Below are 22,442 nucleotides of genomic sequence, written 5' to 3' on the forward strand. Positions count from 1 at the left end.
GCCTGCGGCACGGCAAAGGCCGCTTGCGGCGGATCGCATCGTCGGGGCATGGTCTTCGCCATCGCCCATCCCAGCCGCGGAGCCCACCCCATATGATCCCATGTTCCGCGACCGTCCGGAAAACCCGTTTCCTGTTCCGCATCGGCCTGGCGCTGGCCGTCGCGACCATGCCCGGCATGGCGCTCGCGCAATCGTCACCGAATGCGCAGGCCGAACGGCAGAAGGCCGCCCCGTTCGACGCGGCCACGTTCGACGCCAGGGTGGAGGCGATGATGCGCGACTGGAACCAGCCCGGGCTGGCCATCGCGATCGTCCGCGACGGCCGCATCGTCCATGAACGCGGCTATGGCGTGCGCAAGGCGGGCGGGAAGGATAAGATCGACGCGCAGACGCTGTTCGGCATCGCGTCGCTCACCAAGAGCTTCGCGTCGGCGACCGTCGCGAAGCTGGTCGGCGAAGGCAAGCTCGCCTGGGACGCGCCCGTCACCCGATATCTGCCCTGGTTCCGGATGCCGCGCGATCGCGACACCGATGAAGTGACGCTGCGCGACCTGCTGAGCATGCGCAGCGGCATCGGCAGTTCCGAATATACGTTCCGCCGCGCGAGCCTGGACCGGCGCGATCATGTCCGCCGGATCCGCTACCTGCCCCAGCTCCATCCGCTGCGGTCCGAATTTCTCTACACCACGGACAGCTATTCCGCGCTCGGCCAGGTCGTCGCCGGCGTCACCGGGGGCGTCTGGGAACGCTATGCCGCCGACAGTTTCTGGGCGCCGCTCGGCATGACGCGCACCAATGCCGACAGTCTGGCGGCGCGCGCCGACGCCAATGCCGCTTCCCCCCATCTGCGCGCGGACACGGGCTGGCGGCCGATCGAATGGCGTTACGAGGACGAGACGGCGACGCCGGCGGGCGGCGTCAATTCGAGCGCGCACGACATGGCGCTGTGGCTGCAATTCCAGCTCGCCGATGGCGGCAAGGGCGCACAGGCGCTTGTCCAGCAGGCGGCGCTGCATGAAACCCATGTGCCGCAGACGCCGGTGCGCGGCGCCTATTCCGGGGACGATTGGGTGACGGTCGCCGGTGAGGGCGAGGATCGCATCCGCTTCCGCAGCTATGCGATGGGCTGGTACGTCCATGACTATCGCGGCCACAATGTGATCTCGCATTCGGGTGGCATCGACGGTTTCCGCAGCCGGATGGCGTTCCTGCCCGACGACGGCATCGCCGTGATCGCGCTCGCCAATTCGGAAGAGACGCTGATGCCGCTCGCCGTCGTCCAGGCCGCGATCGACGATGCGCTGGGCGTGGGCGACCGGCAATGGAGCAGCCGCTTCCGCGCGCAGGCGGCCGGCCAGCGCGCCAAGGCCGAGGCGGCGCGCAAAGCGGTCGACGCGGCGCGTGTGATGGCCACCAGCCCCTCGCTGCCGCTCACCGCTTATACCGGCCGCTTCGCGGACAATGGCGCGTTCGGCACCGCCACCGTCACGCTGGAGAACGGCCATCTGGTGATCGCCGCCGGCCGCGACCGCTACGACCTGGAACATTGGAACTACGACATGTTCAAGGCGCGCCCGCGCTGGCCCTATGAGATGGACTCGCGCAATTTCTTCGTCGATTTCCGCCGCGATCCGCAGGGCCGGATGGACCGGTTCGATTTCTCGACCGGCTATTCGTTCAAGCGCGCGCCCTGACCGGCGCGGGTGGGCGCCGGAACCAGAAGGACCAGACCGCGAACGACCCGAGCAGCGCGAGGCCAAGGCCCGAAAGCGTCATCAGCAGCCGATGGGCGAGGCCGGTGCCCGAAGCGGAATGGAGCGGATAAAGCAGGTTGAACGCCCTGGCCTGCCACGGCAGGTCTTCGGCATCGCGCGCGCCGATCACTGCCCCGGTCGCCGGCGCGAACCATATCATCGTGCGGCCATTGGGCAGCCATTCGAACGGCCGCCGCATCCTCACCGTGATCGGCGCCCCCGGTTTCGCCGGGAGGATCAGCGCGCGAATCTCCGCATCGGGAAAGCGCGCATGCGCGGTGAGGATCATCGCATGCCAGTCTAGATCGGGCGAAACCGCGCCCGGCGGCGCGGCGGGATCGTCCAGCGTGGCCTGGATCGCCGCATTGGCGCCCGGCCCGAACAGGATATTGGCGATCGGCCGGAAGATCAGCGTCGCGCCGGTCACCAGCGACAGCAGCAGCACGGGCGCGAGCAGGATGCCGAGATCGCGGTGATGACGCACGATCGCGGGGCGGCTCACCCGCTTCGGCCAGAGGCGGAACTCGAAACTCCTGCGCGTGCGCCACCATAATATGACGCCCATGAGCACCAGTGCGATGCCTGCGATCCCGGCGATCCCGGTCGCCATCTTCCCCGCATCGCCCGCGAGCAGATAGTGATGGAATTCGAACAGCCATAATTCGGGGCGGCCCCAGGCATCGTTCCAGCGCGCAACGGCATTGCCCGCCCAATCGACATAAGCACCGCCACCGTCCGGCCAGCTCAGGCGCGACAGGCCGAACGCCTCGCCGGCGAAGAGGGTGCTGCGCGGCGGCGTGCCGTGAGACATGACCGCCTGCGCGAGCACAGCGACGCGTTCGGCCGATTGCGGACCAGTCTCGCCGGCATGGGGCAGCATGATCCAGCTATGGCGGTGCACCAGCGCCACGCCCGAAAGGCCGAGCAGCATCAGCAACACGCCGATCGTGCCACCGATCCAGCGGTGAAGAAGATCGATCATGCGCATCATGGCGCGTTGGGATCCGCGAGCAGCGGCATATCGGTCTCGTCCTTCAGCGCGATGCCACTGACCCGCCGGGACCGCGCCGCGTTGAGCAGCCAGGCGATGCGATCCGCCGCCTGATCATAGGACAGGCCGTGCGGCGGGCGGATGTTGGAAACGCAGTTGCGCTCGCTGTCGCGCCGTCCGATGCGCGGCGCCCAGGTGAGGTAGGCGCCCAGGCTGTCGGGCGAGCTCAGCCCCGGCCGCTCGCCGATGAGCATCAGCACGATCGCGGCGCCCAGCCGCTCGCCGATCGCGTCGCCCAGCGCCACGCGCGCCTGCCGGGCCAGCACCACAGGCGCGATCCGCCAGCCGGACAGGCGTTCGCGCAACACCGCGATCAGTGCCGGGGCATGCGCATGCACGGCATGGGCGGACAGGCCGTCGCCGACGACGAGCGCCAGATCATGCCCCTGCCCCGCCGCCGCATCCAGCATCGGCGCGCAGCCGGGATCGAGCGCGCGGCCGAGATCGGGGCGTTTGAGATAGGTTTCGCGCGTGTCGGCACGGCTCCGGACGGACAGTGTCTCGCCGCCGATCAGTTGCGCCAGCGTGTCGCCATCCATCGCCAGGTGCACGGCATCGCGCGCGCAGGCATGATCGAGCTGGAAGGCGAGCATCGGTCCGGTCGGCAGCGCAGCGCCGCTCCGCCCCAAGGCGATTCGCGCCTGGGTGGCGGCGCGCAGCCGCGCCGCCGGGCTGTCGTCGACAGGCAGAGTCATAGCGGCGGGGGCAGCAGCCGGGCCGCCTCGTCGGGGGACAGCCGGCGCGGCAGTCCATCAGCCTCCACCAATCCCATCTCGCGCTGCCAGGCCGCGAATTCGGGCGCGGGCGCAAGCCCCAGCGTGCGCCGCAGATACAGCGCATCGTGAAAGCTGGTCGACTGATAGTTGAGCATGATATCGTCCGACCCGGGCACGCCGATCACGAAATTCACCCCGGCGACGCCGAGCAGCGTCAGAAGCGTATCCATATCGTCCTGATCCGCCTCGCAATGATTGGTGTAGCAGACGTCGACGCCCATCGGCAGGCCGAGCAGCTTGCCGCAGAAATGATCCTCCAGCCCGGCGCGCAGTATCTCCTTGCCGTCATAGAGATATTCGGGGCCGATAAAGCCGACCACGGTGTTGACGAGCAGCGGATCGAACGCGCGCGCGACCGCATAGGCGCGCGCTTCCATTGTCTGCTGGTCGACGCCATGGTGCGCATCGGCGGACAGCGCCGCGCCCTGGCCCGTCTCGAAATACATGACATTGTCGCCGATCGTGCCGCGACCGAGCGACAGCGCCGCTTCCCGCGCCTCACCGATCAGCGCCAGCGTGACGCCGAAGCCCTGATTGGCCGCCTCCGATCCCGCGATCGACTGGAAGACCAGATCGACCGGCGCGCCCTGTTCGATCGCGAGGATGCTGTTGGTCACATGGGTCAGCACGCAGCTCTGCGTCGGGATCGCATAACGCTCGCGCAGATCGTCGAGCAGGCGCAGCAGCTCGCCTGCCCGCTGGACGCTATCGCTCGCCGGATTGATGCCGATCACGGCATCGCCCGATCCGAGCAGCAGGCCGTCGAGCGTCGATGCTGCGATCCCCATCGGATCGTCGACCGGATGATTGGGCTGCAGCCGCACCGCCAATGTGCCGGCGAGTCCGATCGTGCTGCGGAACCGCGTGACCACGCGCGTCTTGGCGGCGATCGCGATCAGATCCTGATTGCGGCAGAGCTTGGACAGCGCCGCGACCATTTCCGGCGTCAGCCCCGGCGCCAGCGCGGCGAGCATTGCCCCGTCGACCGTTTCGGAAAGCAGCAGGTCGCGCAGCCCGCCCACCGTCAGATGCGCGACGGGCGCAAAGGCGGCGGCATCATGGCTGTCGACGATCAGTCGCGTCACCTCGTCCGCTTCATAGGGGATCAGCGCTTCGTCGAGAAAAGTGCGCAAGGGCAGGTCTGCCAGCAAATAGCGCGCGGCGACGCGTTCGCGCATGTCGGCGGCGGCCAGGCCCGCCAGCACATCGCCCGAGCGATGCGGGGACGCCGCGGCGAGCAACGCCTTCAGATCCGCGAAGCGATGGCGCGTGCCGGCAAGATCGATCGCGAAGCCCATCCCTATCCGTCCAGCAGCAGCGTGTCCTCGGCGCGGAAGGCCAGGTGGACCGCGCCGGGTTCGAAAAGCTGCTCCGACTCCGCCTGGATCCGCTGATCCCCGATCGCGACCGTATAGCCGTGGCGCGCGCCGAGATAGGTGCGATCGACGATCGTGCCAGTCAGCCGGTTCTCGTCGTCGATCGGCGCGGCCGACAGCCGCAGATGCTGCGGGCGAATGGTGACCGCGAGGTCCGCTCCGGCGCCGGGCGGCGCAGTGCCGGCGGTGACCAGCCTGACGCCTTCGCCGGTCTCGACCAGCATCCGCCCGCCCTCGTCATGCCCGACATGGCGGACCGGCAGGAAATTGCCCGCGCCGATGAAATCGGCGACGAAGCGCGTCGCCGGGCGGCGATAGATGCGCTCGGGCGTATCGAGCTGGACGATCCTGCCCGCCTGCATCACCGCGATCCGATCGCTCATCGCCAGCGCCTCTTCCTGATCGTGGGTGACGTAGAGCGTGGTGAGGCCGAGCTGGCGCTGAAGCTGCTTCAGCCAGTCGCGCGCCTTGTGTCGCAGCTTGGCGTCGAGGTTGGAGAGCGGCTCGTCGAGCAGCAGCAGCGAGGGGCGGAAGACGAGCGTGCGCGCCAGCGCGACGCGCTGCTGCTGCCCGCCCGACAATTCGTGCGGCAGCCGTTCGCCGAGGCCGGTCAGGTCGACCAGTGCCAGCGCCTCTTCGATGCGTACCGCCTGTTCTGCCTTGGGTACTTTGCGCAGCTTCAGGGGGAAAGCGAGATTCTGGCGCACCGTCATGTGCGGCCACAGCGCATAGGATTGAAAGACCAGCCCGATGCCGCGCCGCTCCGCCGGCACGTCGATCCCCGCCGCCGCGTCGAAGAAGACGCGATCGCCGATACGGATCGTGCCCTCGGTCGGGCGGTCGAGCCCGGCCAGCGCGAAGAGCGTGGTCGATTTGCCGCAGCCCGACGGCCCCAGCAGGGTGACGAACTCGCCTTCGGCGACGTGCAGGCTGACATCGTCGAGCGCGCGGACCGCGCCATAATGTTTGCCCAGATTGTCGATGACGACCTCAGACATCGCGATGCGTCCTCGTGAAGCGGTGGGCGATCAACACGAACGCCAGGGTTATGATGAGCTGGATCACCGAAAGCGCCGCGACCGCGCCACCCTCGCCCTCCGCCCAGAAGGACAGCATGGTGGTGCCGATGATCTCGGCCCCCGGCGCATAGAGGAAGACGGCGGCCGAATATTCCTTCAGGAAGCTCAGGAACAGCAGCGTATAGGCGGCGAACAGCGCGGGCTTGGTCAGCGGCAGGATGATCCGCGTCACCGCCGTCCACCAGTCCGCGCCGAGCGATCGCGCGCTCTGGTCCAGCTCCGGACCGATCTGCATCAGCGCCGGTGCGATCGCGCCATAGGCGGTGGGAATACCGCGCATGGTGAAGGCGATCATGAGGATCCAGATCGTGCCCGAGAGTGCGCCGATAAAGGGCAGCAGCAGCATCGCCCAGAAGAAGCCGATGCCCGCCACGATCCCCGGCATCGCGCGCGGATAGAGCGCGACATATTCGAGCGCGCGCGCGAAGGGGAAGGACGATCGCCGTATGACCAGCGCGATCACTGCGATCAGCACGGTCGCGACCAGCCCGCCGACGCCCGCGATCACCACGCTGTTGACGATCGCGCGGACATGGACCGGATAATCGAAGATGCTCTGGAAATTCTCCAGGGTCAGCAGTTCGAAGGGCGACAGCAGCGGCGTAAGAAAGGTTGTGAAAGCGCGCAGCAGCACCGCCGCCATCGGCAACAGCACACCGACGAGCAGATAAAGGGCGAGCAGGCCCGACACGACATAGCCGCCCATGCCGAGATCGATCCGCTTGGGCCGCTGCGACTTGCCCTTGACCGACACGAACCGCCCGGCGCGACGCAGCAACAGCCCCTGCACGACCAGCAGCAGCGTCACGATCACCAGCAGCAGCGATGCGGCCGCGCCGATCATGCCGTAATCGGGCGTGATCGCGCCCAGTCCCTTGCTGTAGAGGAAGGTGGTGAAGAACTCGATGCCGACCGGCCGGCCGAAGATGAGCGGGATCGCCAGCGTCTCGAGCGAGCCGATAAAGACCAGGATCGCGCTGTAGATGATCGGCGGGCGCAGCATCGGCAGCGCCACCGACCACAGGATCCGGAACGGCCCCGCGCCAACGCTGCGCGCGGCATCCTCCAGCGTGGCATCGGCCATGCGCGCATTGCTGGCGCAGAACAGATAGACCACGGGCGCCTGGGTGACGCCGCCCAGGATCGCCATGCCGGGCACCGAATACATGTCCCAGAGCGGCACCCCGAAGATGCGCTCGCCAAGCAGGGTGAAATAGCCGGCGGGGCCGTAGAGCGTGTACCAGGAAAATGCGGTGACGAGCTGCGAGATGTAGAGCGGCCACATCAGCAGGTTGCGCAGCAGGTTGCGGCCCGGCAGCCGGGTGCGTTCGAGGAACAGTGTGAAGGCGACGCCCGCCAGCACCGCGATCACGGTCGCCAGCACCGCGAAGACGAACGAATTGCGCAGCACCGCATGGAAGTCCGGATCGCCGAACAGCCGGACATAATTGGCGAAGCCGGGCACCGCGCCCGCTTCGTAGAGCGGACGGTCGAGAAAGGATTGCCACAGGATCGGGCCGAGCGGCGCGACCACCAGCAGCAAGGTCAGCAGCGCGACGCTCCATTGGATCGTCAGCGCGCGGCGGGGCCAACCGGTCGCAGGATCGCGGGAGACTGCGATATTCATGTTCGCACCGGTGCGAAGACGCGCTTCCAGCGTGCGATGAACCCGGGATAGTCGGCGATCATCCGCCGGTCATAACCGACCAGCACGATCGGTGCGGTGCCGCCGAGCCGGCGCACGATGCCGTCGATCGTCAGGAAAGGCACCTCGCGCTCGCCGATGTCGCGCCGGCAGGGCGTCAGCCCGCCATTGGCCGCGGCGATCTGCCCGGTGTGCGACAACAGCCAGTCGAGCACCAGCCGCGATCCCGCCGGGGTGCGCGTCGCCTTGGTGATCGCCATGCCGCGCAGCGCCAGCGGAGTGCCGTCGCGGCACAATGTCCAGTCCAGCAGTTGCGCGCGCCCCTTGGTGCGCATCTGCGGCAGCACCGTCACCGCCGAGACATGGAAGCCCGCGAGATATTCGCCGGTGGTGACCTTGTCCAACATCGTCGCCCCGCCGGTTTCGAGGCGCATATAGGGCGCCAGCCGCTGCATCAGATCCCAGCCGCCGGGCTTGCCCGCGACGATCGCCGCGCGCTGCAGCGCATAGGCGAGCGCATGGCTTGCCGCGTCATAGGTGGTGATGCGGTGACGGAACTTGCGCGGGTTGGCGGCGGCGATCCGCGCCAGATGCTGCAATCCGGTCGGGCGCAGCGGCGGATCGAGCAAAGCCTTGTTGAAGATGAGCAGCATCGGATCCGCCGACAATGTGTAGAGCCCCGGGAAAGGCAGGCTCCAGCCGGGCAGCGCGGCGATCTGGCCGCTGCGATAGGGCAGCACCTGCCCGCGCCCGACCAGGCGCAGCCACGCATCGGGCGCATTGCTGATCAGCATGTCGGCACTGCGGCGGCCCGCCGCACTTTCGGCGTAATAGCGTTCGAACAGCTCGGTCGGCCCCATGTCGATCGTCTCGATCGCGAGCGTCGGATAGGCCTGGCGCAATCCGGCGAGGATCGGGCGCCAATTATATTGCGACATGTTCGAATAGATGCGCACCGGCGGCTCATGCCGTGCGGTTGCCAGAAGGCGCGTATCCGCCTCGGCGCGTTGCTCGGCGCCCCCGGCGAACAGCGTTGCGGCGCCGCCCGCCATCAGCATCCGGCGCGAAAGCGTTCCGCTTCCCTCGTCCATCTCGGTCACGCCGCGAGCGCGGCGAGCGCCGCATTGCGGAGAAAGCCGGCATCCGCGCCCAGCGTCGCGAAGCGATAGCCGCGTTCGAACAGCGCTGCCGCGCCATAGCCGGGCAGGATCGTCCCGCCCAGCGCGACGCCGCTTTCGACGATCCGCCGCTCAGCCTCCCGCCACAGGTCGAGAAAGCCGGGATCGTCCCAGCGCCCCGCCACGCCGATGCTCGCCGACAGGTCGAGCGGACCGATGAAGAACATGTCGATGCCCGTGACTTTCGCCATCTCCGGGATCGCCTGGACGCCGGCAGCGGACTCGATCATCGCGACGATCAGCGTTTCGCCGGCAGCATGGGCGGGATAGTCGGCCGCATAGGCGCCCCAGCCCGCCGCGCGCGAGACGGTGTAGTGCAGCCCGCGCACGCCGTGCGGCGGATAGCTTGCCGCCGCGACCAGGCCGGCCAGATCCTCGACGCGCTCGACACAGGGCAGCAGCAGCCCTTCGGCGCCGCTGTCGAGCACCGGCTTCACCGTTTCGGGCCGCGCATCAGGCACGCGCACCAGCAGGGTCGGCTGGGTGCCGCCATTGGCCGCGCGCAGCTGGTCGGTCATCGTGCCGATGCCGGTGCTGCGATGCTCGAGATCGGCGATCAGCGCGTCGAACGGCAGATGCGACAGCAGCTCCGCGGTGGACGGGCTGCCCATGAACAGCCAGCAGCCGACCGAGGGGGCACCGGCCGCCAGCCGGCGCTTGAGGCGGTTAGCGCGCAGCATCGCCAAGCGTTTCGGCGAAGAAGGTCATCGCCCGCCGCGCGAGCGGTTCATATTCATGCGCGGCGCCCTCGACGAGATCGAGGCGCACATCGATGTCCGAGGCGCGAAGCGCATCGTGCAGCGCGCCGATCCGCTCCACCCTGGTGTCGCCGGTATCGTTGGCGCCCTCCATCCAATGCGCGCTGCCCGGCCGATGCGTGATTTCCCAGGTCTCGACATCGCGCGTGCCGACCGCGAGATGGACGGGCACCGCGCGCATCGCCGGCAAGTTGAGCGGGCGGCCGAAGCGCGCCTCCATATCGGCGACGCCGACCCACCAGGGGCGATCCGGATCGGGCAATGTCGGCGATCCCGGCGCGCAGACCGACACGGCCGACAGGCGTTCGGGATAGAGATAATAGAAACGATGCGCGAAATGCGCCCCGCCCGAAAAGCCGAACAGGCCGAAACTTGTGTCGGTGACGCCGTATTTCGCGGCGACCTCGTCGATCATGGCCAGCAACACATGATCGAACCGGATACCGCGATATTCGACATATTTATAGTTGTCGCGATCGTCCGGATCCTCGATCCCGCAGGGGAAGAGCGGCGCGAGGATGATCAGGTTGAGCCGGTCGGCGAGCGCGACGAAGCTGTCGCGCACCACCTGGTTGCCCCGCCCGGTGCCATGCACCGCGACGAGCAGACGCCGCGTCGCCGGATCCCCGTCACGGGGCACATAGAGGCAATAGGAGAAGCGCTGATCCATCGCGCAGGCGATGGCGGGCGTCGCCCCCAGATCATAAGGCGAAAGGCTGGGTGGCTGGGTCGACGGAGTCATGCGGTTCCTCTCGGCAGCCGGCACGAACGGCCGGCTGCCTTCATTCAGGTCTGTCGGGATATGCGAACGCTCAGTAGTTGACGCCGAGCTTCACATAGACGGTCCGCCCCTCGGCCTTGGTGTAGAGCTCGTTGCGGTTGATGAGCTGTGCCGAGACCGAGAAATAGTCCTCGTTGAGCAGATTGTTGACGCCGACGCTCACATCGAACGGATCGGCCTTGAACTTGGTCGACAGATCGATGCGATCGGTCGGACGAATGCGGCCGGTGTAGAAATTGCCTGCCGCCGAGCCGGGAAAGGCGTTGCGTGAGCCCGAGTGATTATATTGCAGGCGCACCGACCAGTCAGTGGTGATGTCGTGATCGACCGCGAGGTTGAACTGGTCGGGCCCGATACGGCGATTGGTGAGCGGCGTATCGAGCTTGCCGTCCTTGTTCGCGTCGCGCCGGCCCTGATTGTGCGAATAATTCGCCATCCACCGCGTGCTGGTCGCGATGGTGCCGCTCAGGCTGACTTCCCAGCCCTGCACCTTTTCCTTCTCGCGCAAGGTCAGCGCCTCGGTGGGGTTGACCGTGTCGATCACGAAGTCGGTGCCGAAATCGGCTGTGCTGATATAATAAGCGGCGGAATAGCTGATGCCGGCGATCTTGCCGCGCACGCCGATCTCGTAATTGTTCACGAGCTGCGGTTCCGGGCGGAAACCGTTGAGGTTGGGCGCAACCACGCTGCGCAGCGGCGATCCGATATCGGGGATCGAGAAGCCCTGGGAGAAGCCGCCGAACAGCTCCAGTTCGGGCCCGACCCGCGCCGTCAGCCCGACATTCACCGGCGTTGCGCTGTATTTCAGCTTGCCGCCGGCGACATGGACATTGGTGAGGCCGGCGACGAAATCGTCGATGTCGAGCGTGAATTCGTCATGGCGGATGCCCGCGTTGAGCGAGAGCCAGGGCGTGATCGGCTTGTCGATCTGGATGAACGCCGCATAGTTCATCTGCTTGAGCGGCGGGGTGAAGGTCCGCCCATCGCCCGGCTTGTCGGTCAGCGGGATCAGCGGCTGTTCGGTCGTGTCGCGCGCGATATCGACGCCCCACAGGAAATAGCCATCGCCCAGCCCGAGCGCGTCGAACTGCGTCTTGAAATCGGCCTGCAGCCCGGTTTTCTTCGAATTGATCGTGGTCTGCGTGCCGCCCAGTCGCGCGGCGTTGAACGAGAACACCGAATAGCTGCTCAGGTGATAGAGCTGGGCGTGGAAGGTGCCGAGCAGATTGTCGTTGAAATAGGCGAGATAGCCCATGACGTTGCGGTTGATCGGGTCGATCGCGCGCGGATCGTAGCTGCCGCGCACCGCACGGACCTTCTGCCCCAGCGCGACATTGCCGCCCGTGGGAATGAAGTCGCTGCGCTGGTGCTGGTCATAATAGTTGAACATCGCCTCCAGGCGCTGTCCGCCGAAATTATAGCCGACCTTGCCGAAGAAGTTCCAGATATCGGAATCGGCGATGCCGCCGAAATTCTGAGGATCGGGCGGCAGGCGATCGCCCTCGGCGTCGAACTGACCGTTCACCCGCTCGTAACTGCCGGCAAAGGTGATGTCGAAATCGCCGATCGCCCCGGATCCGCTCTGCAGGATCATGGGATTGAGGCTGTCGCCGACATTCTGGGTGGAAAAGCCCAGCCCGGCTTCGGTGCGGAAGGTCCAGGCATCGCCCGCCTTTCCGCGCTTCGTGACATAGTTGATGATGCCGCCGGCGCCGCCCTGGCCATAAATGGCGGAAGCGCCGCGGATCACCTCGATCGCCCCGATCGCGGTGGGCGCGATCAGGCGCAGGTCGCGACCGCCGTCGCGCAACGGGTTGGAAACCGGCACGCCGTCAACGAAGATGCGCAGCGGACGGCCGCGCAGGCCCTGTTCGACATTGGCCGCGGTGTTGCTCGATGCGGACAGGCCCGGAACCGAAAAGGCGAGCACGCTGCCGAGATCGCGTGTCGTCGCGAGCTGGCTTTCGAGCTGCGCCGCGCCAACCACGGTCGAGGATCCGGGGAAATCCGCGATGGTCTCGCCAAGCCGGGTGGCGGTGACGACGATGTCGCTGTCGCCCTCTTCAGCTTGGGCCGCCGCCTGCGCATGCGCCGCCATCGGCAGTGCCGCGAGCGCCGTCGTCATCATCAGAATCATCAGTCCGCGCATAATCTCACCCCTTCCCTGTCCCCACGCCCGAAGGCCTTGATTCTCCCGGTGTCGCTCACATTGGCTACTATTTGTAGCCAATTTCAGCAACAGGAATTTTATCGGGATGAAGTATCGTGTAAAAATCGTTCCAGAACAGTGAAGTAGGCCTCAGTCTCTTCGTAGAAGGGCATGTGCGAGCTGTGGGGGAATATATGAATCCGCGACGATGGCAGCGCCGCATGCATGCGCATCGAGCAGGCCGGTGTCAGCTCGTCGTACCGGCCGCACAGCACCAGGCACGGTGCTGCAATCGCACCCATGTCGGGCACGCGATTCCAGTCCTTCATATTGCCGGTATAGGTGAACTCGTTCGGCCCCTGCATCGTCTCGTACGGCGCCATGTTCCAGTCGGCGAGCGCGTCGGTCAGCGTTGCCGGCCATTCGGCCAGACGGCAGACATGACGGTGGTTGAGCAATGTGATCGCCGCCTGATATTCGGGATGGTCGATCGTGCCCGCTGCCTCATGCGCGGTCATCATCGTCACCGTCTCGCCGCCCAGCGCCAGCCGCAGCCGCCCGAGTTCGGAGACGAGATGCGGAATGTCGCACGCGCCATCGGCGACGACATAGCTCTTCACGCGATCGGGATGGGTCAGCGCATATTCGGTGCCCAGCCACGTCCCCCAGCTATGCCCGAGGAAATGCACGCGATCCGCGCCGAACGCCGCGCGCACCTGATCGGCCTCGTCGACATAGCGTTCGAGTGTCCAGAGCGAACGGTCGTCCGGCCGGTCGGATTCACCGCAGCCGAGCTGATCCCAGGTGATGACCCGCCAGCCCCTGGTGGCGAGCCGTGCATGAGGTGCGCGCAGATACAGGCTGGGCAGCCCCGGTCCGCCATTGGCCAGCATCAGCGTTTCCGGCCCGTCACCATAGCAGTAACCCATCACCCGATGCCCATCGGTCAACCGGATCGGCATGCGCGTCGCTTCGATCGTCATTGCGCGACCTCCCCCAGGGCGAAGTCGCGGCCCTTGGTGAGCGACGGGATCGCGGTGCGAAAGCGATCGACCTCCTCCAGATCGAGATCGGCAAGGATCACCGCAGGCGCGTCGCCGGCACGCGCCATCACCCGTCCCCAGGGATCGATGATCATCGACTGGCCGTGGCTGACGCGGCCGGGATAATTGTCGCCGCATTGGGCGGCGGCGACCACGAAACAACCGGTCTCGATCGCGCGTGCGCGCAGCAGCGGCTCCCAATGAAGCGGACCGGTATAGTTGCTGAACGCGGCGGGGGTCGCGATCACCCGAGCGCCGCCCTGGCCCAGCGCACGGAACAATTGCGGGAAGCGAATATCGTAGCAGATGCTGAGTCCCAGCCCGATGCCGTCGAGGTCGGCGACCACCGCGGTACCGCCGGGCCTGTAAAAATCCGACTCGCGTGAGGATTCGCCATTGGGCAGGTCGATGTCGAACAGATGGATCTTGTCGTAGCGCGCGGCGATGACGCTTTCGGGCGAGAAGACCAGGGTCCGGTTGACGACGGCATCGTCGGCGGAGCGGACCGAGACCGAACCGGCGAGCAGCCAACGCCCCAGTTCGCGCGACAGGCGCGTGAAGCTCCGCACCGCCGGATGATCCTCTTCGGGCCGCGCATAGGCATGCATTTCGGCGGCCGTCGGCACCAGGCAGTCAAAGGCTTCGGGAAAGGCGATCCACTGCGCACCCTGCTCGGCCGCATCGCGCGCGGCGGCTTCGGCAGCCACCAGGTTCGCCCCCGCATCGGGCGTCGCGCATATCTGCACCGCGGCAACGCGCAGCGGTTTCCCATTGTCGGTCACGTCCTCGTCTCCCTTGGAAAATTGCCAGCCGCCGCTGGCCAGCGCGCCAGACAGATGCTAGAAAAGTTGCTCGTTATTGGCAGCAAAGATTGGCTACTATTGTGCGCAAGTCAACGGCGAAGGCGCCGGAGGAAAGCCGTGGCGTTACCAGCCTGCTGGAAGCCGACCTGATCGCCGGCATGTTCCGGCCCGGTGAATGGCTGAAACAGGCCGATATCGAGTCGATGTACAATGCGCACCGCTTCGACGTGCGCATGGCGTTGCTCGATCTGAAGACGCGGCACCTGATCGAGCATATTCCCAATCGCGGCTATCGCGTCATCAACCTGACCGAGCGTGAGCGTGAGGACCTGATCCACACGCGCACCGTGCTGGAAACGGCGGCGGTGCGGCTTGCGGTCAAGCATCGCGACGAAGAGGATCTGCTCGAATTGCGCACGCTCGTAGACCGCTTCGAAAATGCGATCGACACGGGCGAGATGGAGATGCTGCGCGATCTCAACTTCACTTTCCACGACCGCTTCTACGCGACCTGCGGCAACCGCATCCTGGCCGGCGAAATCACCGCGATGCGCCAGCGCGGCCTGCCCGGCGCGCGCGGCTGGCGCTCTCACGCCTCGATCCGCCAGAGCAACCAGGACCATGCCGAGATGGTGCGGCTGCTGGAAGCGCGCGACGCCGACGGACTGGTGGCGCTGGTCGATCGCCACCTCAATCGCTGGCGCGAAGGCGGCACTGTACTCGCGACGGCGCAGTTCGAGGCATAGGCCCGCTCCGTTCCAATATCCTTGATGTCATTCCCGCGAACGCGGGAATCCAGATGATGTCGATCATCGAGCTCTACGACTCTGGATTCCCGCATTCGCGGGAATGACAGTTGAGTGTGTCGTTTTCGGATTCATAGGAACGGTGCCCCCGCCGATCGCCCTACCCCCCGAAGCGCGTCTCCAGCGTGCGCCAGACGGCGCGCAGCCCACTGACATTGCCGCCATAGGGACGCGGGATATCGCGCATCACATTCCAGCTCTCGATATCGAGATGCACCCAGTCGAGCGCCGGCGGCACGAACTCCGCCAGGAACAGCGCGGCAGCGATGCTCGAAATGCCATGTTCGGGCGGCGGAAAGTTGGTGCGGCATCGGCGCGGATCGACCGTCGATAGCCGGCATGAAGCGGCAAGCGACACATCGCATCATATGTGTCAGCGGCCGCACGCAGCAGCGCAACGCCGGTTTCGTCCCGCCGCGCGAACAGCGCCGCGATGTCGGGCCCGAGGCCGGTCGTCGTCAGGCTGGCGAAGTCGATCAGCAGCGCCGGTTCCTCCTCGGCGGCGAGCGCGAGCGCATCGGCGAGCAGGACCCGCCCTTCATAATCGGTATTGGCGATCTCGATGGTCCGTCCGTTGCGGTTGCGGAGCACGTCGCCGGGCATCACTGATGTCGCGGAGGGCAGATTGTCCACGGCCGGAATCAGCGCGCGCAGCGATATGTCCAGCCCGATCTCCATGACGAGCGATGCGAGCGCAAGGACATGCGCCGCCCCTGCCATGTCGCTTTTCATCATCGCGATCTCGGGCTGGCGCTTGAGGTCGAGCCCGCCGGCATCGAAACAGACGCCCTTGCCCACCAGGGTCACGCGCGGCGCGGCCGGATCTCCCCAGCGCAGATCGATCAGCAGCGGCGGACGGACGCCGCCCTTGCCCACCGCGAATATACCCGGCAGGTCCTGCGCCAGCAACGCCTCGCCCCGGACGATAACAAGCCGCGCGCCGTGGCGTTCAGCCAGCCTCTCCGCCTCCCGCGCCAGTTCGTCAGGACCGAGCGCACCACCGGGCCGGTTGATGAGATCGCGCGCCCAACAGTCCATATCCGCCAGCGCGGCCGTCCGCCGATCCAGCCCCGCCGGCAAGCCGAGCATGGGCGCCACGGCAGCGCCACGCCCTTGGCTCCCCAACGCCCAGCCGATCGCGATCGCCTCGCACGGGGCGTCCGCGTCGATCAGCCGGTACGTCCCCGCCGGCAGGCCGCGCACCGCCAGCGCATAGCTCGCCGGATCCGCCGGATCGCCATCACCGATGCCCGCGAGCATTTCGGCCGGCGCACCGTCGGCATCGGGCAAGAGCAAGTGATCTCCCATGGAGCCATCGAATCCGGACAAGCGCAGCCAGGCCTCGGCATGCGGAACGGCCAGTTCCGGCAGGTCGCGGCCGGAAACGAAGCGCAGCGGCGTGCCGGTTTCGGTTTCGGTGAAGCACCAGGATTGCGAGCCGTGTGGATATTGGTGCATATTTTGGCTACTACACGATGGGCGATGGCGCCGCAAACCGAAGCGATCGAGCGTGACGAGTGATTTGACTCCGCCCGCATAGGGGAGCAGCCTCGGCACCGGAGCAAGGATGACCCGAACCAATTCCCCCCATGCCGATATCGTGTTCGATACGGTGCGTTCGGCAAGCAGCGCGGCGGTTTCGCCGGTGGCGGCGTCATGGTGCCGTTCGGCGCTGCATCATGGGCTCGACCCGGCGGACCGCCGCACGCGCGAACGGATCGACGCATCGTCGCTGCACGCGCTGCGCGATGCGCACCGGCCCCTGCTCGACGTCGCCAATCCCGTGCTCGACCAGATGTTCCGGTCGGTCGGACGATCGGGGTGCGGCGTGATCCTGAGCGACGCGCACGGCGTGATCCTCGAACGCCGGATCGGCGCCGGCGACGATCGCGAATTCTCGCAGGCCGGACTCGCCATGGGCGCACGCTGGGCGGAGGCGGAGGAAGGCACCAACGGCATCGGCACCTGCCTGTTCGAGGATCGGCCCGTGGTGATCCACCGCGACCAGCATTTCGCGAGCCGCAATATCGGGATCAGTTGCATGGATGCCCCCGTCCATGATCCGCACGGACGGCTGGTCGCCGCGCTCGATATCTCCACCTGCCGCGACGATCACGGTTCGGCGATGGCGGAGATCATCATCGCATTCGTCCGCGACGCGGCCCGGCGAATCGAGCGCGACTATTTCTGCAGTCATTTCGAAGGCGCGCGGATCATCTTCCTGGCGGACGATCCGACGCACGGCACGGCATTGCTCGCCGCCGACCGCGACGATCTGGTGGTCGGTGCAAGCCGGGCGGCGCGGCTGAAGCTGGGCCTGGATGATGCGGTGCTCGCCGATCCGCGCCCGCTTGATCAATTGCTGGGGCGCGAGCAGGCGCCGTCGTTCGAGGACGGCGACCGCGCCGTCCTGCGCCGCGCGCTCGCCCAGGCCGGCGGCAATGCCAGCAAGGCGGCGCAGTTGCTCGGAATCGGCCGCGCGACACTGTATCGGCGCATGTCGCGTGCAGGCTTGCGTCCATAGGGCGAAGCGCCGGCAAGCTGTCTCGATAATGAGACAGATGCGACCGTGTGTTTCTGCGCGACGCTTCCGTCGCGCAGGCGATCGGCCCTAGTCTTTCCGCAACGCCGGCAAGCGGCACCGTTTTGGGAAGAGGATCAGACGATATGGATATGCCCGTTCAGGATCGCGCATCCGCGCTGAAGGCGCCGTTCGCCGCGCGCTACGACAATTATATCGGCGGCCAGTGGGCAGCACCCAAGGCCGGCCGCTATTTCGAGAATATCTCGCCCGTCACCGGCAGGCCCGTGGGCGAAGTCGCCCGATCGGACGCCGCAGATATCGAGGCCGCGCTCGACGCCGCGCACGCCGCCAAGGATGCCTGGGGCCGTACCTCCGCCGCCGAGCGCGCGCTGATCCTCAACCGCATCGCCGACCGGATGGAGGCGAATCTCGAAGCGCTCGCGCTCGCCGAAACCTGGGACAACGGCAAGCCCATCCGCGAGACGATGGCGGCGGACATTCCACTGGCGATCGATCATTTCCGCTATTTCGCTGGCGCGATCCGTGGCCAGGAAGGATCGATCGGCGAGATCGACCAGGACACCATCGCTTATCATTTCCATGAACCGCTGGGCGTGGTCGCGCAGATCATCCCTTGGAATTTCCCAATCCTGATGGCGGCATGGAAGCTCGCCCCCGCACTCGCCGCCGGCAATTGTGTGGTGCTGAAGCCCGCCGAACAGACGCCGGCATCGATCATGGTGTGGATCGACCTGATCGGCGACCTGCTGCCGCCCGGCGTGCTCAACATCGTCAACGGCTTCGGGCTGGAAGCGGGCAAACCGCTCGCTTCGTCCAACCGCATCGCCAAGGTGGCCTTCACCGGCGAGACCTCGACCGGCCGGTTGATCATGCAATATGCCAGCGCCAACCTGATCCCCGTCACGCTGGAGCTGGGTGGCAAGAGCCCCAACATCTTCTTCGAGGATGTCGCGCGCGATGACGACGATTTCCTCGACAAGGCGATCGAGGGCTTCGTCATGTTCGCGCTCAACCAGGGCGAGGTCTGCACCTGTCCCAGCCGCGCGCTGGTCCATGAACGCATCTATGACCGGTTCATGGAGCGCGCACTCAAGCGCGTCGAGGCGATCATCCAGGGCAATCCGCTCGATCCCGCGACGATGATCGGCGCCCAGGCCTCGTCGGAGCAATGCGAGAAGATCCTGAGCTATATCGATATCGGCAAGCAGGAAGGCGCCGAGTTGCTGACCGGGGGCGCCGCCGCCGATCTGGGCGGCGAGTTGTCGGGCGGCTATTATGTGCAGCCGACCGTGTTCAAGGGCCATAACGGCATGCGGATCTTCCAGGAGGAGATTTTCGGCCCCGTGCTGTCGGTCGCGACCTTCCGCGATGAAGCCGAAGCGCTCGAGATCGCCAACGACACGCTTTACGGCCTGGGCGCGGGCGTGTGGAGCCGCGACGCCAACACCTGCTACCGCTTCGGCCGCGCCATCCGCGCCGGCCGCGTCTGGACCAACTGCTACCACGCCTATCCGGCGCACGCGGCGTTCGGCGGCTACAAGCAATCGGGCATCGGGCGCGAAACCCACAAGATGATGCTCGATCATTATCAGCAGACCAAGAATATGCTGGTCAGCTACAGCCCCAAGAAGCTCGGCTTCTTCTGACCGGCCTGGGCTGAGGCGCGGCAGGCGGAGCATATGCCCGCCCCGCGCCGCGGCCCGTTCTATCCCGCCCGCGCCATCCGGTCGCGGTCTTCGGCGTCGACGGCCGCCAGCGACGCGCCGCGCGTTTCGCGCATATAGAGCGCCGCGCCCAGGCTGACCGCGCCGGCGAAGAGGATGTAGATCGCGATCGGCGTCCAGTCCTCATAGCCGCGCAGCAGCGCGGTGCCGATCAGCGGCGCCCAGGATCCGGCGACGATCGCGGTCGCCTGATAACCCAGCGACACACCCGAATAACGCATCCGCGTCGGGAACATCTCAGCCATCACCGCCGGCTGCGCCGCATACATCAGGCCGTGCACCGCCAGCCCCAGGATGATCGCGGACAGGATCTGCACGGTCTCCCCCGTGCCGAACATCGGAAAGGCGACGAAGGGCCAGACCATCGTCAGCGCCGCGCCCAGCATATAGACGGGCCTGCGCCCCCGTCGATCGGCCGCCGCGCCGTAGAGCGGGATCAGCACGACATGCGCGATATGCGCGAAGAACAGCAATGTCAGGATACGCGTCGTGTCGACCTTCAGGTGATTGAGATAGGTGATCGAGAAGGTGACGACCATATAATAGAGGATGTTTTCGCCGAAGCGCAGGCCCATGGCGGTGAACACGCCGCGCGGATAGCGGCGGAAAACCTCGGTCAGCCCATAGCCGGCATCGGCCTGCTGCTCGATCCGCGCCTTCGCCGCTTCGAAGATCGGCGAGTCCGTCACCTGGGTGCGGATATAATAGCCGATGCCGACGATGATCACCGACAGCCAGAAGCCGACGCGCCAGCCCCAGGAGAGGAACGCCTCTTCGGAGAGCGTCGCCGACAGGATCAATAGCACGACGGTGGCGAGCAGATTGCCGAGCGGCACGCCGGCCTGGGGGAAACTGCCCCAAAAGGCGCGGCTTTTGTTCGGGCTGTGCTCGGTCACCAGCAGCACCGCGCCGCCCCATTCGCCGCCGAGCGCGAAACCCTGCACGAAACGCAGCAGCACCAGCAAGGCCGGCGCCCAATAGCCGATCGATGCATAGACGGGCAGGCAGCCCATCAGGAAGGTGGAGACGCCGATCAGCACCAGGCTGAACTGGAGCAGCGACTTGCGCCCGATCCGGTCGCCGATATGGCCGAAGACCACGCCGCCCAGCGGCCGGGCGATGAAACCGACGGCATAGGTGGCGAAGGCGGCGATGATCCCGTCCAGCTCATTGCCCGAATTGGGGAAGAACAGCTTGCCGAACACCAGAGTGGCGGCGGTGCCGTAAAGGAAGAACTCATACCATTCGACGACGGTGCCCGCCATCGACGCGCCGACCACCTTTTTGAGATAGGGCAGATCCGCGGTTTCTTCGTGCTTCATATGCCCCAATCCCCCAGCCAGCCTCTCAGCGCCGCTTCACCATCGGCAGCACCTTATCGAGCGGCAGCGCTTCGATCGTGCCGTTATGGCCCGCGACCGTCTTCGCCGTGAAGAGCGAATTGAGCACTGCTTCCTCGGTCGCCTCGGCGACGGCCTGGAACAGCGACGACATGCCGTCGTTGGGCATGGTCTCGACCGATGCCGCCGCCGCGCGTCGCTCGGGCGTCCGGCGCACCGCCGCATTGGTCGAAAAGGCGACGGCATAGTCGCCCGATCCGTTGGAAAAGCTCGAACCGGTGCGCGCGATGCCGGCAAAGGCGCGCTCGGCAATGCGACGCAGATTGCGGTCGGACACCGGCGCATCGGTGGCGATGACGATCACCACCGATCCATCGGCCTTGCGCTGCTCGATCTCGCTCTTGAAATCATATTTGCCCAGCCGGACGCCGACGGGCACGCCGGCGACGTTGAGCACGCCGCCATAATTGGACTGGACGAGCACGCCCACCGTCCAGCCGCCCAGCGATGCGGGCAGCTTGCGCGACGAGGTGCCGATGCCACCCTTCCAGCCGAACGCGACGGTGCCGGTGCCGGCGCCCACCGCGCCTTCCTCGACCGCGCCGGTCTTCGCGGTCTCGATCGCGCGGCGCGCATCGGCCTTGCCGACATGACGGCCGCGTATGTCGTTGAGATAGCCGTCATTGGTCTCGCCGACCACCGCGTTGACCGAGCGTACCTGCTCGTTGCCGGGCTGCGCCAATGTCCATTCGATCGCGCCCGCCGCCGCCTCCGCGACATTGAGTGTGTTGGTGAGCAGGATCGGCGTCTCGATCTCGCCGAGTTCGACCACCTGCGTCGATCCCATGAACTTGCCGAAGGCATTCTCCGCGACGAAGCCGGCGGGCACCTTGTCCTGGAAGATGTTGCCGCCATGCGGCAGCACCGCCGTGACGCCGGTATGGATCTTCGTGCCCTCGACCAGCGTCACCTGTCCGACGCGCACACCCTCGACATCGGTGATGCCGTTGAGCGGCCCGGGTTCCAGGATGCCGACCACGACACCCGCATCGCGGGCACGCGGCCCCGCCAGCGCGGTACCGCCGATCGCCATGGCCAGCACCAGCGCCGCCGCCGCCGTCGCGAAACTCTTCCTCACCCCATTCTCCTTCGTTGCCGTCCATGGAACGCTTCGCAGCGCCACCACGTTTGATCCTTGCTCGCCCTTACACCAAGCCACGCGAAAATCGCGCGGCTTGGTGCAAGTTTCTGTCGGCGCCGCTCGGTGTGCGGAAAACCGGTTCCCCCGCTTTCGCGAGGGCAGGCTTTTCCACGCGCTGCTGTGGCGGACGCAATCGATCCTTCGGAGTGGAAATATGCTTTGGACCATCGCCGTCATCCTCCTGGTGCTCTGGCTGCTCGGCTTCGCCTTCCATGTCGCGGGCGGACTGATCCATATCCTGCTGGTGATCGCGGTCATCGTCGGGCTGATCCAGCTCTTCACCGGCCGTCGGGTGGTTTAGCTTTTGGGTGTGGAGCGAGAAAACCCGTTCCACACCGTCATGCCAGCGCAGGCTGGCATCTGCCAACCAGATCGCGCTTTATCCTGCGGGAGATGCCAGCTTGCGCTGGCATGACGTATGGGATGAGCATAC

The 22,442-nt window shown here is 66.5% G+C and carries 19 protein-coding genes; 5 read left to right on the plus strand and 14 right to left on the minus strand.

All coding sequences use genetic code 11. The features are described from left to right. Nucleotides 1–92: 92 nt before the first annotated feature. Complete coding sequence (locus K7G82_RS18035; RefSeq protein ID WP_222991295.1) at nt 93–1,694, plus strand: serine hydrolase; 1,602 nt, start codon at nt 93–95, stop codon at nt 1,692–1,694. Here K7G82_RS18035 and K7G82_RS18040 read toward each other — a convergent pair. The 11 genes from K7G82_RS18040 to K7G82_RS18090 all read right to left on the minus strand — a co-directional run bounded on the left by K7G82_RS18040 (nt 1,678) and on the right by K7G82_RS18090 (nt 14,372). Beyond that, a complete protein-coding gene (locus K7G82_RS18040) occupies nt 1,678–2,736 on the minus strand; it encodes a PepSY-associated TM helix domain-containing protein (RefSeq protein WP_343228602.1) in 1,059 nt (352 codons plus the stop codon). The two genes, K7G82_RS18035 and K7G82_RS18040, sit on opposite strands and share 17 nt — an antisense overlap. A gap of 5 nt (nt 2,737–2,741) precedes the next feature. Beyond that, nucleotides 2,742–3,500 carry an ethanolamine ammonia-lyase subunit EutC gene (gene eutC / locus K7G82_RS18045; RefSeq protein WP_222991296.1) on the minus strand — a complete coding sequence of 253 codons (759 nt, stop codon included), beginning with the start codon at nt 3,498–3,500 and terminating at the stop codon, nt 2,742–2,744. Next, nucleotides 3,497–4,879, minus strand: coding sequence for an ethanolamine ammonia-lyase subunit EutB (locus tag K7G82_RS18050; protein WP_222991297.1), 1,383 nt, complete (start codon nt 4,877–4,879; stop codon nt 3,497–3,499). Before K7G82_RS18050 ends, eutC begins: the two co-directional genes overlap by 4 nt. Nucleotides 4,880–4,881: 2 nt before the next feature. Continuing rightward, nucleotides 4,882–5,955, minus strand: a complete 1,074-nt coding sequence (locus tag K7G82_RS18055; protein WP_222991298.1) for an ABC transporter ATP-binding protein — start codon at nt 5,953–5,955, stop codon at nt 4,882–4,884. Further along, a complete protein-coding gene (locus K7G82_RS18060; RefSeq protein ID WP_222991299.1) occupies nt 5,948–7,663 on the minus strand; it encodes an ABC transporter permease in 1,716 nt (571 codons plus the stop codon). The genes K7G82_RS18055 and K7G82_RS18060 overlap by 8 nt, the downstream gene beginning before the upstream one ends. After that, nucleotides 7,660–8,772: an ABC transporter substrate-binding protein gene (locus K7G82_RS18065; RefSeq protein WP_222991300.1), complete on the minus strand. Its 1,113-nt coding sequence runs from the start codon at nt 8,770–8,772 to the stop codon at nt 7,660–7,662. The genes K7G82_RS18060 and K7G82_RS18065 overlap by 4 nt, the downstream gene beginning before the upstream one ends. 5 nt (nt 8,773–8,777) lie before the next feature. Continuing rightward, nucleotides 8,778–9,539, minus strand: a complete 762-nt coding sequence (locus K7G82_RS18070; protein WP_222991301.1) for an HpcH/HpaI aldolase family protein — start codon at nt 9,537–9,539, stop codon at nt 8,778–8,780. Next, complete coding sequence (locus tag K7G82_RS18075) at nt 9,526–10,359, minus strand: alpha/beta hydrolase family protein (RefSeq protein ID WP_222991302.1); 834 nt, start codon at nt 10,357–10,359, stop codon at nt 9,526–9,528. The genes K7G82_RS18070 and K7G82_RS18075 overlap by 14 nt, the downstream gene beginning before the upstream one ends. A gap of 70 nt (nt 10,360–10,429) precedes the next feature. Beyond that, entirely contained in the window at nt 10,430–12,547 is a 2,118-nt protein-coding gene (locus tag K7G82_RS18080; protein ID WP_222991303.1) for a TonB-dependent receptor, read from the minus strand. Between the two features lie 98 nt (nt 12,548–12,645). Next, the gene (locus K7G82_RS18085) at nt 12,646–13,530 is read right to left on the minus strand and encodes a proline iminopeptidase-family hydrolase (protein WP_222991304.1); all 885 of its coding nucleotides are present in this window, start codon (nt 13,528–13,530) and stop codon (nt 12,646–12,648) included. Then, complete coding sequence (locus K7G82_RS18090; protein WP_222991305.1) at nt 13,527–14,372, minus strand: carbon-nitrogen hydrolase family protein; 846 nt, start codon at nt 14,370–14,372, stop codon at nt 13,527–13,529. Before K7G82_RS18090 ends, K7G82_RS18085 begins: the two co-directional genes overlap by 4 nt. Nucleotides 14,373–14,473: 101 nt before the next feature. Here K7G82_RS18090 and K7G82_RS18095 point away from each other — a divergent pair, with 101 nt between their 5' ends. Then, nucleotides 14,474–15,139, plus strand: a complete 666-nt coding sequence (locus tag K7G82_RS18095) for a GntR family transcriptional regulator (protein WP_222991306.1) — start codon at nt 14,474–14,476, stop codon at nt 15,137–15,139. 246 nt (nt 15,140–15,385) lie between these two features. Here the strand turns inward: K7G82_RS18095 and K7G82_RS18100 are convergent, their stop codons facing one another. After that, nucleotides 15,386–16,657, minus strand: a complete 1,272-nt coding sequence (locus K7G82_RS18100; protein WP_222991307.1) for a leucyl aminopeptidase family protein — start codon at nt 16,655–16,657, stop codon at nt 15,386–15,388. 109 nt (nt 16,658–16,766) lie between these two features. Between K7G82_RS18100 and K7G82_RS18105 the strand changes: the two genes are divergently transcribed. After that, nucleotides 16,767–17,723 carry a GAF domain-containing protein gene (locus K7G82_RS18105; RefSeq protein WP_222991308.1) on the plus strand — a complete coding sequence of 319 codons (957 nt, stop codon included), beginning with the start codon at nt 16,767–16,769 and terminating at the stop codon, nt 17,721–17,723. 149 nt (nt 17,724–17,872) lie between these two features. After that, entirely contained in the window at nt 17,873–19,390 is a 1,518-nt protein-coding gene (adh, locus tag K7G82_RS18110) for an aldehyde dehydrogenase (protein ID WP_425517292.1), read from the plus strand. Between the two features lie 59 nt (nt 19,391–19,449). On the opposite strand, the gene K7G82_RS18115 is transcribed toward adh, so the two are convergent. Both K7G82_RS18115 and K7G82_RS18120 read right to left on the minus strand, forming a co-directional pair. Further along, nucleotides 19,450–20,790, minus strand: a complete 1,341-nt coding sequence (locus K7G82_RS18115; RefSeq protein ID WP_222991310.1) for an MFS transporter — start codon at nt 20,788–20,790, stop codon at nt 19,450–19,452. A gap of 25 nt (nt 20,791–20,815) precedes the next feature. Further along, entirely contained in the window at nt 20,816–21,901 is a 1,086-nt protein-coding gene (locus K7G82_RS18120; protein WP_222991459.1) for a DmpA family aminopeptidase, read from the minus strand. Between the two features lie 262 nt (nt 21,902–22,163). Here K7G82_RS18120 and K7G82_RS18125 point away from each other — a divergent pair, with 262 nt between their 5' ends. Next, nucleotides 22,164–22,310, plus strand: a complete 147-nt coding sequence (locus K7G82_RS18125) for a lmo0937 family membrane protein (RefSeq protein WP_222991311.1) — start codon at nt 22,164–22,166, stop codon at nt 22,308–22,310. The last annotated feature ends 132 nt before the right edge of the window (nt 22,311–22,442 follow it).

The organism is Sphingomonas colocasiae (assembly GCF_019880585.1).
Lineage (GTDB): Bacteria > Pseudomonadota > Alphaproteobacteria > Sphingomonadales > Sphingomonadaceae > Sphingobium_A > Sphingobium_A colocasiae.